The 15,235-nt window shown below is 67.9% G+C and carries 15 protein-coding genes; 5 read left to right on the forward strand and 10 right to left on the reverse strand.

Annotation, left to right across the window (positions count from 1 at the left end):
• Positions 1–25 precede the first annotated feature (25 nt).
• The 4 genes from AC1RRV_RS03910 to AC1RRV_RS03925 form a co-directional block, all read right to left on the reverse strand.
• Positions 26–1,087, reverse strand: coding sequence for an alpha/beta hydrolase (locus AC1RRV_RS03910; protein ID WP_492858271.1), 1,062 nt, complete (start codon positions 1,085–1,087; stop codon positions 26–28).
• Positions 1,084–1,668 carry a uracil-DNA glycosylase family protein gene (locus tag AC1RRV_RS03915; RefSeq protein ID WP_492858272.1) on the reverse strand — a complete coding sequence of 195 codons (585 nt, stop codon included), beginning with the start codon at positions 1,666–1,668 and terminating at the stop codon, positions 1,084–1,086. Before AC1RRV_RS03915 ends, AC1RRV_RS03910 begins: the two co-directional genes overlap by 4 nt.
• A 54-nt stretch (positions 1,669–1,722) precedes the next feature.
• Positions 1,723–2,649 carry a S1/P1 nuclease gene (locus AC1RRV_RS03920; RefSeq protein WP_492858273.1) on the reverse strand — a complete coding sequence of 309 codons (927 nt, stop codon included), beginning with the start codon at positions 2,647–2,649 and terminating at the stop codon, positions 1,723–1,725.
• Between the two features lie 63 nt (positions 2,650–2,712).
• Positions 2,713–3,009, reverse strand: a complete 297-nt coding sequence (locus tag AC1RRV_RS03925; protein WP_492858274.1) for a DUF3253 domain-containing protein — start codon at positions 3,007–3,009, stop codon at positions 2,713–2,715.
• 104 nt (positions 3,010–3,113) lie between these two features.
• Here AC1RRV_RS03925 and AC1RRV_RS03930 point away from each other — a divergent pair, with 104 nt between their 5' ends.
• Positions 3,114–3,566 carry a PaaI family thioesterase gene (locus AC1RRV_RS03930; protein WP_492858275.1) on the forward strand — a complete coding sequence of 151 codons (453 nt, stop codon included), beginning with the start codon at positions 3,114–3,116 and terminating at the stop codon, positions 3,564–3,566.
• Between the two features lie 225 nt (positions 3,567–3,791).
• Here the strand turns inward: AC1RRV_RS03930 and AC1RRV_RS03935 are convergent, their stop codons facing one another.
• From AC1RRV_RS03935 to AC1RRV_RS03950, 4 genes are all read right to left on the reverse strand, one after another.
• Entirely contained in the window at positions 3,792–4,415 is a 624-nt protein-coding gene (locus AC1RRV_RS03935) for a glutathione S-transferase family protein (protein WP_492858276.1), read from the reverse strand.
• 37 nt (positions 4,416–4,452) lie between these two features.
• Positions 4,453–4,866, reverse strand: coding sequence for an endonuclease domain-containing protein (locus AC1RRV_RS03940; RefSeq protein ID WP_492858277.1), 414 nt, complete (start codon positions 4,864–4,866; stop codon positions 4,453–4,455).
• A gap of 72 nt (positions 4,867–4,938) precedes the next feature.
• Positions 4,939–6,219: a NupC/NupG family nucleoside CNT transporter gene (locus AC1RRV_RS03945; protein ID WP_492858278.1), complete on the reverse strand. Its 1,281-nt coding sequence runs from the start codon at positions 6,217–6,219 to the stop codon at positions 4,939–4,941.
• A gap of 219 nt (positions 6,220–6,438) precedes the next feature.
• Complete coding sequence (locus AC1RRV_RS03950; RefSeq protein ID WP_492858279.1) at positions 6,439–8,517, reverse strand: S46 family peptidase; 2,079 nt, start codon at positions 8,515–8,517, stop codon at positions 6,439–6,441.
• Positions 8,518–8,699: 182 nt separating this feature from the next.
• On the opposite strand from AC1RRV_RS03950, the gene AC1RRV_RS03955 reads away from it, so the two are divergent.
• From AC1RRV_RS03955 to AC1RRV_RS03965, 3 genes are read left to right on the forward strand one after another with little or no spacing between them, the layout of a single operon-like run.
• Entirely contained in the window at positions 8,700–9,902 is a 1,203-nt protein-coding gene (locus AC1RRV_RS03955) for an ABC transporter permease (protein ID WP_492858280.1), read from the forward strand.
• Positions 9,899–10,663 carry an ABC transporter ATP-binding protein gene (locus AC1RRV_RS03960; protein WP_492858281.1) on the forward strand — a complete coding sequence of 255 codons (765 nt, stop codon included), beginning with the start codon at positions 9,899–9,901 and terminating at the stop codon, positions 10,661–10,663. Before AC1RRV_RS03955 ends, AC1RRV_RS03960 begins: the two co-directional genes overlap by 4 nt.
• A gap of 20 nt (positions 10,664–10,683) precedes the next feature.
• Complete coding sequence (locus tag AC1RRV_RS03965; RefSeq protein ID WP_492858282.1) at positions 10,684–11,691, forward strand: HlyD family secretion protein; 1,008 nt, start codon at positions 10,684–10,686, stop codon at positions 11,689–11,691.
• A 56-nt stretch (positions 11,692–11,747) separates the two neighbouring features.
• Here AC1RRV_RS03965 and AC1RRV_RS03970 read toward each other — a convergent pair whose 3' ends face one another.
• Positions 11,748–12,302, reverse strand: a complete 555-nt coding sequence (locus AC1RRV_RS03970; protein ID WP_492858283.1) for a hypothetical protein — start codon at positions 12,300–12,302, stop codon at positions 11,748–11,750.
• A 779-nt stretch (positions 12,303–13,081) separates the two neighbouring features.
• On the opposite strand from AC1RRV_RS03970, the gene AC1RRV_RS03975 reads away from it, so the two are divergent.
• On the forward strand, positions 13,082–13,987 hold the full coding sequence (locus AC1RRV_RS03975; protein WP_492858284.1) for an SDR family NAD(P)-dependent oxidoreductase: 906 nt from the start codon (positions 13,082–13,084) through the stop codon (positions 13,985–13,987).
• A 97-nt stretch (positions 13,988–14,084) separates the two neighbouring features.
• Here the strand turns inward: AC1RRV_RS03975 and AC1RRV_RS03980 are convergent, their stop codons facing one another.
• Positions 14,085–15,197 carry an Mrp/NBP35 family ATP-binding protein gene (locus AC1RRV_RS03980; protein ID WP_492858285.1) on the reverse strand — a complete coding sequence of 371 codons (1,113 nt, stop codon included), beginning with the start codon at positions 15,195–15,197 and terminating at the stop codon, positions 14,085–14,087.
• Between the last annotated feature and the right edge of the window lie 38 nt (positions 15,198–15,235).

The following is a 15,235-nucleotide window of genomic DNA, read 5'->3' on the forward strand; positions in this document are numbered from 1 at the left end:
GCGGTGTACGCCCCCTCGCTTCAGCTCACAAGCCCGAACCCTGACCTTGCGACATCTTGCTTTTGGGCGGCTTTGGCGGGTCCAACGCTGTCATCGCCGCCACGCTCGACGGGATGGCCGGAACGCCCGACGGCGGCCAGGGGCCGGGGGCGTCACGCAGAAACGCCTCGGCGTCGCGCCAGACCGTCTCGGCCTGCTTGTCGACCAGCAACAGGTGGTAGCCCTTGGCGTAGTAGGCGGTCCTCGCGCCCGCCTTCAGGCGCTTCGTAGCCTCCACCGTCGGCTCGCGCGGGATGATGTGATCGTTGGCCCCGTAGAACCACGCGGTCGGAACCGAGATCGCGCCGGGCGACCTCGACGCCCGCTCCATCAGCCCGACCAGGCCGTAGATGGTGTCGGACCGCGCGCCCCAGATCATCAGCGGATCGCGCCCCATGCGGCGCAGCTCGTCCATGTTGTCGGACGGCATGACATTGCGAACCAGCCAGTCCGGCGGCTTGACCACCCAGCTCCCGGTCGTGTGGGCGGTGATCCAGAGGCTGAGGCGGTTGGGCAGCGGCTGGTTCGACCACCCCCAGACGGCGGGGGCGAACAGCATCAGCTTGTCGACGGGGGGCGGATTCGGGGCGGCCATGGCGCTGATCGCCAGGCCGCCGCCCATGCTGATCCCGGCCAGGGCGACCTTGGCGTTGGGGTGCCGCTCGCGCACGGCCTCGATCAGGCCGCGGACGTCCTCGATGACCAGGTTGGCCGGCGCCCATACGCCGCGCTCGGGTGAGCGGCCAAAGCCTCGGACATCCAGCGAATAGGTAGCGATCCCTCTCCCCGCCCACCAGTCGGCCGCCAGGTGATAGGCGTTCGAATAGTCGTTCATGCCGTGCAGGCCGACCACGACCCAGTCCGGCTCGCCAGCGGTCGGCAGCCAGCGCATCAGCCCGAGCTTGGCCCCGTCGAAGCTGACGAAGGCGTCCTCGGTCAGGCGCGGACCGCGAAAGCCCAGGGCCGCCAGCTCGGGCCTCTGCCGCAGCGGCGCGCAGGCCGACAGGGCGGCGGCGGACGCGGTCAGGATCAGGGCGCGGCGGTTCATCGCCCTAGAATGTCCGCGACGCGCCGGCGAAGGAAGGGCGCGACGTCATCCTCGAACCACGGATTGCGCTTCAGCCAAGCGGTGTTGCGCCATGACGGATGCGGCATCGGCAGGACGTTGGGTCCGAAGTCCCGCCATCGGGCGATGGTCTCGGTCATGGTCTTGCTCGTCTTGCCCGGCAGCGCCCAGGCTTGCGCATAGCTGCCGACCAGCAAGGTCAGCTCGACGTTCGGCAGCGCCGCGAGCAGTTGGGGTCGCCACAGCGTCGCGCAGCGCGGCGGCGGCGGATAGTCGCCGCCCTTCGGGTTCGTACCGGGGAAGCAGAAGGCCATGGCCGCCACGCCGATCTCGGGCCGTCCATAGAAGGTCTCGCGATCGACGCCCATCCATTGGCGCAGCCGGTCGCCCGAGCGGTCGTTGAACGGCAGGCCGGTCTCGTGGACGATCCGCCCCGGCGCCTGGCCGGCGATCAGAATGCGCGTCTCCTCGCGCACCCGCGTCACGGGCCGGGGCGTGTGAGGCAGATACGGCGCGCAGGCCCGGCAGGCGGCGATGTCGGCCAGGATCTCGTCGAGAGGCATGGTCCGCCACTTAAGCCGCGGCCGCGCGAAAGCAAGCGTGGCCGAGCGCGCCCGTCAGCTCCGCACCAGCGCCAGAACGTCGGCCAGACGATAGCCGGCCTGAGCCACCCGCGCGTCGGCGATGCCGTTCATCTTGGCGACGTAGCCGGCCGGCAGCACCGGCGCCTGGGCCTTGACCGGAGAATTGGCCACCTTCCCCTCGCGATAGGCGACCGTCTTGGCCAGCGTCCAGCTTTCGCGCTCCCAGGCGCTGAACGAGGCCGAGGGATTGGGTCCCAGGTCGCTGCGCGCCGGACGCGGATGGGCCTTCTCGACGGCGGCCGCGACGGCCTCGGCGCCCGCCGCGCGGTCGGCGATCGGGCGGTTGGGCGCGGCGTCCCACAGGTCGTGCATGTCGACCGGCGGCGCGCCGGCCTGACGGCGGACAAAGGCCAGGGTTCCGGCCCGGTCGCTCTTGGGATAGGCCCAGGACAGCCAGTGCCCGGCGTGCAGCGGCTGATGCTGGTCACCCACGATATGCATGATCCAGCACAGGGCTATGGCCCGCTCGGCGCGGGGCGCCTTGGGGTCGCGAGCGATGGCCAGTTGCTCGCGGAAAGTCTTCTCGGCCTTGCCCACCGTGAACGGCAGCACGAACCGGGTGGGTGAAACCAGCTTCAGGGCATAGTGCCAGTCCGGCCGATCATGCGAACTGCCGCGCGTGTCGTCGGCCCAGACGGCCATCAGGGCGAACAGCCGTCGCTCGCGCGCCTTGCCGCTCAGACCCGCCAGGCGCTTCTCGAACAAGGCGCGGTCGGGATGGTCGCGCATGATCGCCACGATGGCGGCCACGGCCTTCGGGTCACGCGCGGCGAGCGCGTCATAGGCGATGTCGCCGGTGGCCATGTGGCCCTGGTCGTTCCAGGCCATGGCCGGCGCGGGCGCGAGCGCGCCCAGGGTCGTGGCGGCCGATACGGCGACCGCGATCGCGACTTTGCGCATGGTGTTCCCTCCCCTTTGTTCTTGAGAAGCAGAACACAGACGCGAAAGCCGTAAGGTCAAGCCTTACGCGTCGTCGCCTTCATCACCGGCGACGTCCTCAAACGAGGTCGGGTCGCCTTCCATGCGCAGGCGCAGGCGGTAGACGCCCCGGAACTTCTCGGGATTGACCGGCTTGTTGTGGCGCAGGACGACGATCTTGCCTTCGCGGGCCAGCTCGATGGCGTTGGTGCGCACGTGGCCCAGGATCTGCTGCCAGCGCTCGGGCTGGACCGCCTTGGCGACGTTCATCGGGTCAATCGACTTGCCCTTGGGCAGCGCCGCCAGCTGGGACAGGATGGTGTCTTGGATCGGGGTGGTCATGGACGCTCCCTTGCCACGGATTGTCAGCAGAGGCGAGACCGACGGCTTGCGCTGATCGTCTCAGGCTTCTAGCTGATCCTCAAAAGAAACTCAGGGGAAGCGCCATGGACGGCGGCAATGACATCTGGAGCGGCCCGCGCCTGGTCGAGACCGGCGACTGGGCCGGCTGGCGCACCTGGGCCGGCATGGATCCGTTCGAAGACCAGTCCGGGCCCTTCTACTTCAAGGAAGACGAGGCCGGCCAGGTCACCGCCGCCTTCCGCGCCGAGCCCAAGCACATGAACGGCGGCGGCTTCATGCACGGCGGCTGCATGATGACCTTCGCCGACTACTCGCTGTTCGCGATCGGCTGGAAGGCGCTGGGCGACAGCCGCGCGGTGACCGTCAGCCTGAATGGCGAATTCATCGGTCCCGCCCGTCCCGGCGACCTGGTCACCGCCACCGGCGAGGTGATCAAGGCGGGCGGCTCGCTGCTGTTCGTGCGCGGCCTGATCTCGACGGGGACCGGGCCCATGCTGAACTTCTCGGGCGTGATCAAGAAGATCCGCGCGCGCTAGGGCCGGTCGAGTTTCAGTTGGCGAATAAGCCAAGACACTCAATCCTCCGCCTTCCTGGGCCTTGTGCCCAGGACCCATGTCGGCGGCGAACTCCGAGCGTTCCGAGCCCGCACGACTGAAGGACCGTGAACTCTGCCTCAGCTCTGATGAGCCTGAACGATGGGTCCTGGGCACAAGGCCCAGGAAGGCGAGCAATTTGCATCTCGTGTGGTTGTCCTACGCGCCCTAGGCCGCCATTCCCGCCTTGGCGGCCGGTCGAGCCAGCATGGCGTCGAACCAGCGGTTGACGTGGGTCAGCTCAGGATCCGGCCGCCACTTGATCATCCGGCCGAAGTCGATGCTGGCCACGGCCACCACGTCGGCGATCGTCACCCGGTCGGTGGCGATGAAGGCGCTCTCGGCGAGGCGGCGATCCAGCACCTTCAGGCTCCGCTTGGCGCCGTCCAGATTATAGGCGGCGACCTCGGGGATCTGGGCCTCCAGCGCCGCCATGCCCGGATGGCTGTGGCGCACGCCCTGCATGATCGGCGTGGCGACCATCATTTCGGTCCGCCGCAGCCACATCTCGATGATCGCCGTCTCCCTGGGGTCTCGGCCGAACATGTTCGGCTCGGGATAGACGCTCTCAAGGTAGCGGCAGATGGCGACGGATTCCGTGATGACGGTCCCGTCGTCCAGCTCCAGCGCCGGCATGTGCGAGATGCCGACCTTGGCCTTGTACTCAGGGGACTTATGGTCGCCGCCCATGATCGACAGCACCACGATCTCGACGTCGTCGATCCCCTTCTCCGCCATGAACCAGCGGACACGTCGGGGATTGGGCGCGCGGGCGCAGTCGTAGAGTTTCATGTGGCTCCTCCCCTGCGGGCAGGATGCGCGCCTTCCGTCACGGAACAAAAGCCCTTCCCCCTTGATGGGGGAAGGGTTGGGATGGGGGTGTTTGCTGAATTGCCGCCGCGATGCGCTCGGCTACGAGGTGTGGGTTGCCGTAGGCCTCCCCATCCCGGATACGCATGACGCGATATCCCTGGCTCGCTAGCCAAGCGTCGCGTTCGGCGTCGCGGAGTTGGGCTTCGGGATGGTCGTGCCAACCACTGTCGACCTCGATCACCAGGCGTGCGCCGTGGTGGACGAAGTCAGCGACATAGCGACCGATCGGCGCTTGTCGACGGATGTGGAGCTTGAGTGCGCGAAGGGCGCTCCAGAGCGTTCGTTCGCTAGCGGTCATTTCGCTGCGGAGGCGTCTGGCGCGCTTGACGGCGCCGGGGGTGTGCCGGGATTTCAGAGTTCCGTCGGACACGCTGTCACCCCCATCCCCAACCCTTCCCCCATCAAAGGGGGAAGGGAGAGGATAAGAGCAACTTTTGGTTGATTAAAGCCCGAACAGCGCCCGGGGCATCAGGCCGACCAGCGAGGCGGTCAGGCAGGTGGCCAGGAACCCGGCCATCATGGCTTTCCAGACCAGGCCCAGCACTTCCTGGCGACGTTCCGGCACCAGAACCGAGAAGCCGGCCACGTTCATGCCGACCGAACCGATGTTGGCGAAGCCGCACAGCGCGTAGGTCAGGATCATGCGGGTGCGCTCGTCCAGCAACGCCGTGCTGGTCTTCGACAGCTGGATGAAGGCGGTGAACTCGGTGAGGATCAGCTTCACGCCCAGCAGACCGCCGGCCGTGCCCGCTTCCTTCCAGGGAATGCCCATCGACCAGGCCAGGGGCGAGAAGACCACGCCCAGGCCGCGCGCGATGCTCAGGGGCTGGCCGCCGATTGGGGGCATGGCGCCCAGGATCTTGTCGACCATGGTGGCCAGGGCCACGAAGACGATCAGGGTCGCGCCCACGTTCAGCGCGATCTGCAGACCGTCGGTGGTGCCCTTCATCACCGCGTCGATGGCGCTGCCGTAGGTCTTGTCCTCGCTGGCCAGGTCCAGGTCGCCGCCCTTTTCCATCGGATCGGACGGCACGATGATGCGGGCCAGCAGCACCCCGGCCGGGGCCGAAATGATCGAGGCGGTCAGCACGTGGGCCGCCGCGTTGGGCAGCACGCCGGCCAGGATGGTGGCGTAGGCGACCATGGTCGAGCCCGAGACGCAGGCCATGCCGACCGCGATCAGCATGAAGAGTTCCGAGCGGCTCAGCTTGTCGAGATAGGCGCGGATGAAGATCGGCCCTTCGACCTGACCCATGAAGATGGTGGCGGCGGTGGCCAGGGCCGGCGGGCCGCGCAGGCCCAGCGTCTTCTGGAACACGAAGCCGAAGCCCTGGGCCAGCCACTTGAGGATCTTCCAGTGCCACAGCAGCGCCGACAGGGCGCAGACCACCAGGATCACCGGCATGACGCGGAAGGCGAAGATGAAGCCCGCGCCCGGGTTGGTCATGTCGAACGGTTGGTCGCCGCCGGCCAGGTAGCCGAACACGAAGGCGGTGCCGGCCTGAGTCGAGGCGCCAAGGCCCTCGACCGCGCCATTGACGCCGCGCAGCATCTGCTGGGCCTGTGGCAGGCCGAACAGCACCAGGACCAGGAGCACCTGGATGACAATGGCGCCGATCGCCAGAACCCACGGGAATCGCTTGCGATTCTCTGAAACGAGCCAGCAAAGGCCCAAAGTGACTACCAGACCGGCGAGGGCCTGAAAGTTCTCGGGACGGAACATCAAAACGAAGACCTTACGATGAGGCGACGCCCCCGCGACGCCGACCAAGGGGCGAAGAATGACACCAACTCCGCTGTCGCACGCAAGCGGCTTGCGCAGGGAATGGTTGGGCAAGGGGCGGATTGCCTAAGTCAGAGCCTTATTACCAACCCGAACTCGCCACCCCGACGCTCCGGCAAAGGGCGGTCGCCGGCCCGCGCCGCCGACTCGCGACGTGCGTCAGCGGCCCTTCAGCTCGTTCACGAGCTGCGTCCGGCCATAGACCTTGTCCAGCGCCTCGACCACCGCCACGGCCGAGACCGACACGGTCCGATTGCGGGCCGCGTCATAGCCGTAGGCCCCGCCCAGCGAATGGATGTTGCCGTCGAAGGCCACGCCCATCAGCCGGCCCTTGGCGTCGATGACCGGCGAGCCGGAATTGCCGCCGATGATGTCGTTGGTGCTGGCGAAATCGAAGACCGTGTCCGGGTTCAGCCGGTCCTTGGCCTCGACCCAGCGCGGCGCGGCGGCGAACGGCTCCACGCCGGTGGCCCGCTGGTAGAGGCCGGCGAAGTCCGTCGTGGCCGGGATCGCCCTGCCCCGCTCCGTCCAGCCGGCGACCTTGCCGTACGACAGGCGCAGCGAGTAGGTCGCGTCCGGATAGGCGCTGTCGCCCAGCACCGCGAAGCGGGCCTTGGCGATCTTCTCCGCGGCGACGTCGATGGGCCCCGCCACCTCCGTCTCATAGGCGGCGCGCGCCTGGCGCGCGGCCGGGTCGGTGCGCAGCACGAAGCGGATCAGCGGATCGTCCGAGGCCTTGATCGCCGCGAGGCCGCCCTTCCACAGCGCCATGCGGACGTCGGGATCGGACAGCTGGCTCGCGGCCAGTTGCTCGGCGACCTGCTCGGGGCTCTCGGCGCCCAGCAGCATCCGAAGCTCCGGCGCGTCGACCGTCAGATATTCGCGGGCCTTGAGCAGCCAGTGCTCCAGATAGATCCGCTCCAGCGCCGCCTCGGCCGCCGGCGCGTCGGCCAGCTTGCGCTCGATCAGCGGCAGGCGGGTGTCGACATACTCCGGCAGGCGCTTGGCGTTGGGCTTCTCGCGCTCCTGGGCGGCCCGCACCAGCAGGCGCGCATAGTAGAAGAGGTCCGATCCGCCGCCCGCGCCGCTTTCCAGCATGCGCAGCGGCAGGAAGCGCTCGGCCGCGGCCGCCTGCGCCGCCGCGATCCGGTCCCAGGCGTCACCGGCCTGGGCCGCCAGGGCGGGATCGGCCGCGACCTTGGCCCGCAACGCGGCTTCGCTGGCGCGCTTGGCCTCGAAGAAGGCCTTGTCGTTCAGGGTGAACTGCCGGCCGAGACCCGCCTTGTAGCTGTTTTCGACCCAGGCCAGGCCCGAACCCGCGATCCGCGCATGCTCGGCGCTTTCCCGGCCGAACTGGATCAACCGGCCGCGCAGCTCGGCCCTCTGCAACTGCAGGACCGGCAGCACCAGGTCGCGCTGGGTCTCCAGCTGGGCGATGGTCAGCTGGCGCTCGGTCGAGCCGGGATTGCCGACGACGAAGGTCGGCTCGCCCTCGACCGGCGCCTTGCGCCGCCACTTCAGGAAGGCCGGGGTCGCGGCGGGCGCGTCGTCGGCATAGAGCCTGACAAAGGCGACATCGAGCGCGTAGCGCGGGAAGTTGAAGTTGTCCGGATCGCCGCCGAACGCGGAGACGGCCATCTCGGGCGCGAAGACCAGCCGCACGTCGCTGTAGCGCCGATACTTGTAGACCTTGTACTGCCCGCCCCGGAAAAAGCTGATCGCCTGGCAGCGCAGCGTCTGGTCCTGGCCGCAGGCGGCCAGCTCGGCCAGCGCCAGCGCCCCTTCGCGGGCCCGCACGAAATCGCGGCCGCTCTTGTCCTCGCCGGGCCTGTCCTCGATGGCGGCCCGCACCTGGTCGGTGACGTCGATGATGTCCAGCAGCACCTCGGCCTGCAGGCCGGCGCACTTGCGCTCCTCGTCGCGCCCATGGGTCAGGAAGCCGCCCTGGACCAGGTCATCGCCCTCGCTCGACAGCGCTTGAGCGCAATCGGCGACGCAGTGGCTGTTGGTCGCGGCCAGCCCTTGGGGACTGACCACCGCCGCCGAGCAGCCGCTGCTCAGCCGCACGGCCGAGGCCTGGACCGCGTCCAGCCAGCCGGCGTCCAGGGTCACGCCAGAGGCGGCCTTGATCCGTTCGACGGGAACCTTGTCCAGCGTCCACATGCCCTCGTCCGCGCGCGCCGACGCCGTCGCGGCGAACGCGACGATCAGGGCGGAGGCGGTGCGAAGACCCATCATGAATATGTCTGATCGCTGCACGTCAAAGGGCGCTTAGCCCCGAGATGGGGGGCGAACCAGCCTTCTTCCGCGTCCCTGGCGAATATTTCACTACAGAAATGCGCCTTACCCCGATTTAACTTGGACGTTCGACGATCGCCGTTCATTGCTGCAACCGTCGGTTTGGGGGAGCACGAGTCCGAATGTCGTTGGCCTTAGCCACTCTGCTTTACGAGTGGCGTCGTTATATGGCGGCCGTGGTCGCCCTGGCCTTTTCCGGCCTCCTCGTCCTGGCTCAGGTCGGCATGTTCGTCGGCATCGGCAAGGGTTTCACCGCCCAGATCGACCGCGCCCGCGCCGACGTCATGGTGCTGGGTCCGGGCGCCAAGGCCTTGTTCGGCGGCCCCTCCGGCCTGCCGCGCCGCATGATTCCGCTGGTCTACAGCCATCCCGAGGTCACCCAGGTGGCCCCGCTGGACGGCTCCGGCGGCCGCTTCCAGAACATCCTGTCGCCAGAGCAGCAGGCCAAGGAAGAGGCTCGCGCCAAGAAGGCCGGCAAGGGCAAGGGCCAGCCCGGCGGTTCGGGCCGCAAGAGCGAGTTCGTCAACGTGACGGTGATCGACGCGATCCCCGGCTATGTGACGGTGCCGACCGACTACACCGACTCAATGATCGAAGCCCTGCGCCGCCCCTTCGCCGTGGCGGTGGACGAGACGGCCCTCAAGCGCCTGGGCGTCAAGAAGGGCGACCGCGCCCTCTACAACGGCAAGACCATCACCATCGCCGTCATCACCCGGGGCTATCCCAACATCATCCAGCCGACCCTGGTCATGTCGCGCGACACCCTGCGAATGCTGGGCGAGGCCGACACCGGCCAGCGCGTCGGCCCGCTGATGGTCGAGATCCGCGACCCGGCCCGCGCCGAGATCGTGGCGGCCCAGCTGAACAAGAAGGCCGACGGCAAGTTCCGCGCCTGGACCCGCCAGGAACTGGCCGACGCCAACTCCAACGCCATGCTGGACGACCAGATCATCGGCATCATGCTGGGCTTCTCGGCCTTCCTGGGCCTGCTGATCGGGGTGGCGATCACCTGGCAGACCCTGCGCGGCGCGATCATGGCCAACATCAAGGAGTTCGCCTCCCTGCGCGCCCTGGGCGTGTCGATGGGCGACCTGCGCAACATCGTCATGGAGCTCAGCTTCTGGGTCGGCATCGTCGGCGTCGGCGCGGCGGGCCTCCTGACCTGGCTGGTCAGCCTGCTGGCGGTCGCCGGCGGCGTACCGATGTACTTCCCGCCGACCCTGATCGTCATCGTCGCCGTCTTCCTGGTGGTGATCGCCATGCTGTCGGGCTTCCTGTCGCTCGGCATCCTCAAGAACAGCCAACCCGCGGACCTGCTGCGATGACCCCCGACGCGAAGATTGGCGACAACGCTCACAAGCGCGGCGAGACCGCTATTCGGGCCACGGGCCTGGTCAAGCGGTTCAAGACCGGCCGCACCTATATCGAGGTGCTCAAGGGCGTGGACTTCGACGCCAAGCACGGCGACGTGACCATGGTCATGGGCCCGTCGGGCTCGGGCAAGTCGACCCTGGTCGCCGCCCTCTCCGGCCTGCTCAAGCCCGAGGAAGGCAAGGTCTCGGCCCTGGAGGCCAATGATCTCTGGGCCCTGTCGACCGGCAAGATCGACAAGTTCCGCCTCGACCACTGCGGCTTCATCTTCCAGGGCTTCAACCTGTTCCCGGCCCTGTCGGCCAAGCAGCAGGTGATGACGGCGCTGAAGTACCAGGGCGCGAGCAAGGGCGAGCAGGCTCGTCGCGCCCAGGCGGCCCTGGAAGCGGTGGGCCTGGGCCCGCGCGTCAACCAGCGTCCGTCGGAACTGTCGGGCGGCGAAAAGCAGCGCGTGGCCATCGCCCGCGCCCTGGCCAAGAACCCCAACCTGATCTTCGCCGATGAGCCGACCTCGGCCCTGGACGGCGAAAACGGCCAGATCGTCATCCGTCTGCTGCGCGAGGCCGCCTCGGTCCGCGGCGCGGCGGTGGTCTGCGTCACCCACGACCCGCGGCTCGAGGCCTATGCCGACCGCGTCATCCACATTGAAGACGGCCGGATCCTGGACGACGTGCGCCGCACGCCCGACGCCAATCCGACGCCGCTCAGCCACTGATTTTCTGGGGGAACCTCGACATGCCCGGCTTTCTGCGCCGACCCGCCTTCTGGATCGTTCTGATCGTCATCGTGCTGCTCGGCGGCGGCTTCGTCTATGCGAAGAAACAGGCCGCCGAAAAGAAGAAGCAGCTGGAAGTGGCCGCCGCCCAGGAGGAGCCCTCCCCCTACGCGGCCATCGCCCAGGGCAAGGCTGACGTCGAGGGCGGCGTGATCCAGGTGGCCGCGCGCCGCCAGGGCATCATCCGCCAGGTCTTCGTCCAGGAAGGCGACATCGTCACCCAGGGCCAGCCTCTGGCCAAGCAGGAGGACGACGACGTCCGCCTCGCCGCCCAGACGGCTTCGGCCAACCTGGCCTCGGCCAAGGCCCAGCTGCAGCTCTATCAAGTGCAGCTGCGCACGGCCCAGCGCGAGTTCAACCGCCTGCAAAGCCTGGCGGCCTCGAACTACGTCGCGGCCCAGAAGCTGGACGCCGCTCGCGACCAGATCGCCTCGGCCCAGGCCAATATCGGCGCGCAGACGGCCTCGATCAGCGTCGCCGCCGCCCAGCTGGCCCAGTCGCAGTACAACCAGGAACTCACGGTGATCCGCGCGCCGGCCAACGGCCGCATCGCCCGCCGCCAGGCCAATCCGGGCGCCGGCGCCTCGACCCTGAACGTCACGGCGATGTTCGACCTCGAGCCGAACACCCAGCGCATCGTCCGCGCCGAGATCGTCGAGGCCGACATCCCGAACGTGGCCATCGGCCAGGAGGTCGAGATCCAGCCGGAAGGCAATCCCGACAAGACCTACACCGGCAAGGTCCTGCGCCGCGCCGCCGTGTTCGGCGCCCGCAAGCTGGCCTCGGACGACCCCAGCCAACGCAGCGACGAACGCGTCGTCGAGGTCGTGGTCAGCGCCGACAACGCCCCCTTCCTGGTCGGCCAGCGCGTGCTGGTGAAGTTCATGAAGCCGGGCCAGAAAGCCGGCATCAAGCGCGACAAGCCGACGCCGCCGGTGGCCGGCGGGACGGGCAAGAAGAAGGCGTAAGAGGCCGCTTCAGCTCAAATCACTGTGGAACGCCGCGCGGCTCTCGCGCGGCGTTTTCATTTGGAACCTCGCTGATCATCGCGCAGCTCCAGCTCACACTGCCCCTTTATCGCGATCCCCAACCGGATCATCGCTTCTGCAAATTCGTGCAGCCGCGCCCAACAGGTCGGTTCAGCTAGTGATCGAACCCAAAGAATTTCCATGCTGTTCTCCAGCAAGGTCCGTGCAGTGACGTAGTTCAGTTCCTGCAACGGTAGGGCTGCGCACCTCCAAAGGTATCTTGCCAATTCTCGTCCGCATTCACCGTAGCGCCCAGCTAACTCAACTGTTTCCGAATACCGTCCTTCTGCTTCGAAGTATGCGTCGCTAGCCTCTTCAATCTCGCCTATCCGCTGAAGGAGATAGCCTAGCTGATCCCAACAGATCGCCACATCACGCAGCGCCAAGGGGTCATGTCGATTGGCGTTTAGCCGTTGCCTCGCGTGCCCAAGAGCTGCCCGAAAGAACAACTCGGCAGCTCCAAGTCGGTTTTCGCTAAGGGCTTCTCGACCGAGGATGGCATGACGATAGACGTACTCATTCGTCGGCACTGGAAGTTCGAGAACGTTCACCTGCCTCTCCTAGGCTCATCCTCCAACCGCTACGCGGTGGCCCTCTCCCTCTTTCTAAGAAAGAGCCGCAGAACCTGGTCTGTCAAAGGTCTCACCCTGTTGGCTAAGCACCCGCACCTGCGGCGGGCAGAGGGTTCCCGCCACAAGGGCGGGAATGACGGCGGTTATGGGGATTGGCGGCCGCCTATCCTCGGCGTTCGCGAAGCTGAACCAAGCAAAACCAACCACTTCCTACTTTTACGCGCCGCTGAATCATCCGCGTTCAAAACGCCCACAATACTAACTGCACCTGACGGCTTGGAAGGGACGTCCGGCCGGCGATCGTGACGGCTGTCAGGGGTGGTCGAGCGGGTAGCGCTCGTCGGCGCGGGGTCATGCCCGCAACCGCATCCCTCCTGAGGTAGTCGACCCTGGAACACAAAAACGACGTGGGATGTCGGGCTGATGAGAGCAACAGGCCCGGGCTGAAATCGCCCGAGCACGCCGGGACCGGGGTCGTCGCCCCGGCCCGCCCGTCGGGGGCCTCTTTCGAAAGCGGGTTAAGACCCCGCGCGTCGAGGGCTCACCGGATAACGGCCGCGCGGAGCGCCTGGCTTCGTCGAAACGGTAATCACTCTCCAAACCTCCGGGCGTCGCCCGGGCGCTCCGCTTCCCTTTCTTTGCTTCAGCGGCCAACCGCGTGAAGTCGAACGCGCATGGGTGACCGTCACCCTTGACGCCCTCCCCCTCGCGCCGCACAACACGGCAAAACCAAACACGCGTTTGAGGGAGACTTGGGCATGACGGACATCCGCTTCGACGGCAAGGTGGCGATCGTCACGGGCGCGGGCGGCGGGCTCGGGCGTCAGCACGCCCTGGAGCTGGCCCGTCGCGGCGCCAAGGTCGTGGTCAACGACCTGGGCGGCAGCGTCGACGGCTCGGGCGGCTCGTCAGAGGCGGCCCAGAAGGTGGTCGACGAGATCAAGGCGTTTGGCGGCGAGGCCATCGCCCACGGCGCCTCGGTCACCGACGACGCCGGCGTGGCCAACATGGTCCAGACCGCGATGGACACCTGGGGCCGCATCGACATCCTGATCGCCAACGCCGGCATCCTGCGCGACCGCACCCTGACCAAGATGGCGCTCGAGGACTTCGAGGCCGTCATGCAGGTCCACGTCTGGGGCACCTTCAAGCCGATCAAGGCGGTCTGGGACATCATGAAGGCCCAGAACTACGGCCGCATCGTCGTGACCACCTCGTCGTCGGGCATGTACGGCAACTTCGGCCAGTCCAACTACGGCGCGGCCAAGATGGCGGTGCTGGGCCTGATGAACACCCTCAAGCTGGAGGGCGCCAAGAACGACGTGAAGATCAACGCCATCAGCCCGGTCGCGGCCACCCGCATGACCGAGAACCTGATGCCGCCGGAAGTGCTGGCCAAGCTGGCGCCCGAATACGTCACGCCGGGCGTCGTCTATCTGGCCTCGGACGAGGCCCCCACCGGAGCGATCCTGACCGCCGGCGCCGGGGCCTTCGCCCTGTCGCGCATCTACGAGACCGAGGGCGTCTATCTGGGCGAAGGCGGCCTCTCGGCCGAGGAGGTCCGCGACAGCTGGGACAAGATCACCGCCGAGACGGACCAGAAGGCCTATTTCAACGGCGGCGAACAGGGCCAGAAGTTTTTCCGCAAGATGGCCGGCGGCTGACGTGAAGCCCGCCGGAGCGATCCTGGCGGGCTTTCTCGTGCCCCAAAACGCTCGTCATCCCGGCTCTCCGCTCCGCTGCTGCCGGGATGACGAGAGATTAGTGGCTGATGGCGTCCCAAAGGGTGCGGGCCGCGCTCACGAAGACCTCGGCCGCCTCGCCCTTGGGCTCGCCGATCACCACCGGAACGCCCTCGTCGCCGCCGAGGCGCACAGCGATCTCGATCGGCACGCGGCCCAGCAGCGGCACGCCCAGGCGCTCGGCCTCGGCCACGCCGCCGCCCTCGCCGAAGATCGGGATCGGGGCGCCGGTCGAGGGATCGGCGAAGTAGGCCATGTTCTCGACGAGACCCAGGATCGGGGTGGCGGTCTTCTCGAACATCGCCGCCGCGCGGCGGGCGTCGATCAGCGCGATCTCCTGGGGCGTGGTGACCAGCACCGCGCCGTCGATGCGCAGCTTCTGGACCAGGGTCAGCTGGATGTCGCCGGTGCCCGGCGGCAGGTCGACGACCAACACGTCCAGCGGCGCGGCTTCCGAGCCCCAGGCCACGTCGTGGATCATCTGGCGGACCGCCGACGAGGCCATCGGCCCGCGCCAGATCATCGCCTTGCCCTCGTCGACGATGAAGCCGATCGACATCAGCTTGACGCCATGGGCTTCCAGCGGCTGGAGCTTGTTGTCCTCGAACAGCGGATCGCCGTCGACGCCCATCATCTTGGGCGCGGAAGGCCCGTAGATGTCGGCGTCCAGCAGGCCGACGCGCAGGCCCATGCGGGCGAAGGCGACGGCGAGGTTGGTCGAGACGGTGGACTTGCCCACCCCGCCCTTGCCCGAGGCCACGGCGATCACGTGCTTCACATGGGCGGGCTTCTCGGCTTCCGGCGGCGGGACCATGCGGGCCTGCGGGTCCTCGGAGATCTTGGCGCCCTTGCGCACCCGGGTCGCGCCCTCGGCGGCCTGGGTGGTCAACACCACCTGGGCGACCTCGATCCCCGGCAAGGCGGCCAGGGCCTTCTCGGCGGTCTCGCGGATCGGGGCGTAGGTCGCGGCCTGGCTGGCGGGAACTTCCAGCATGAAGCCGGCCCGGCCGTTGCGGACGACCAAGCCCTGCACCAGGCCGGCGGCGACCAGCCCCTGCCCGCTCACCGGATCGGCGATGCGGTCCAGCGCCGAGCGGGCGTCGTCGAGGGTAGCGGGGTTTGCGCCGGTCACGTCAGTCAGGCCTCGTAGTGGGGGCCCTCATATCCGCG

The organism is Caulobacter sp. GW821-FHT11E10 (assembly GCF_058808375.1).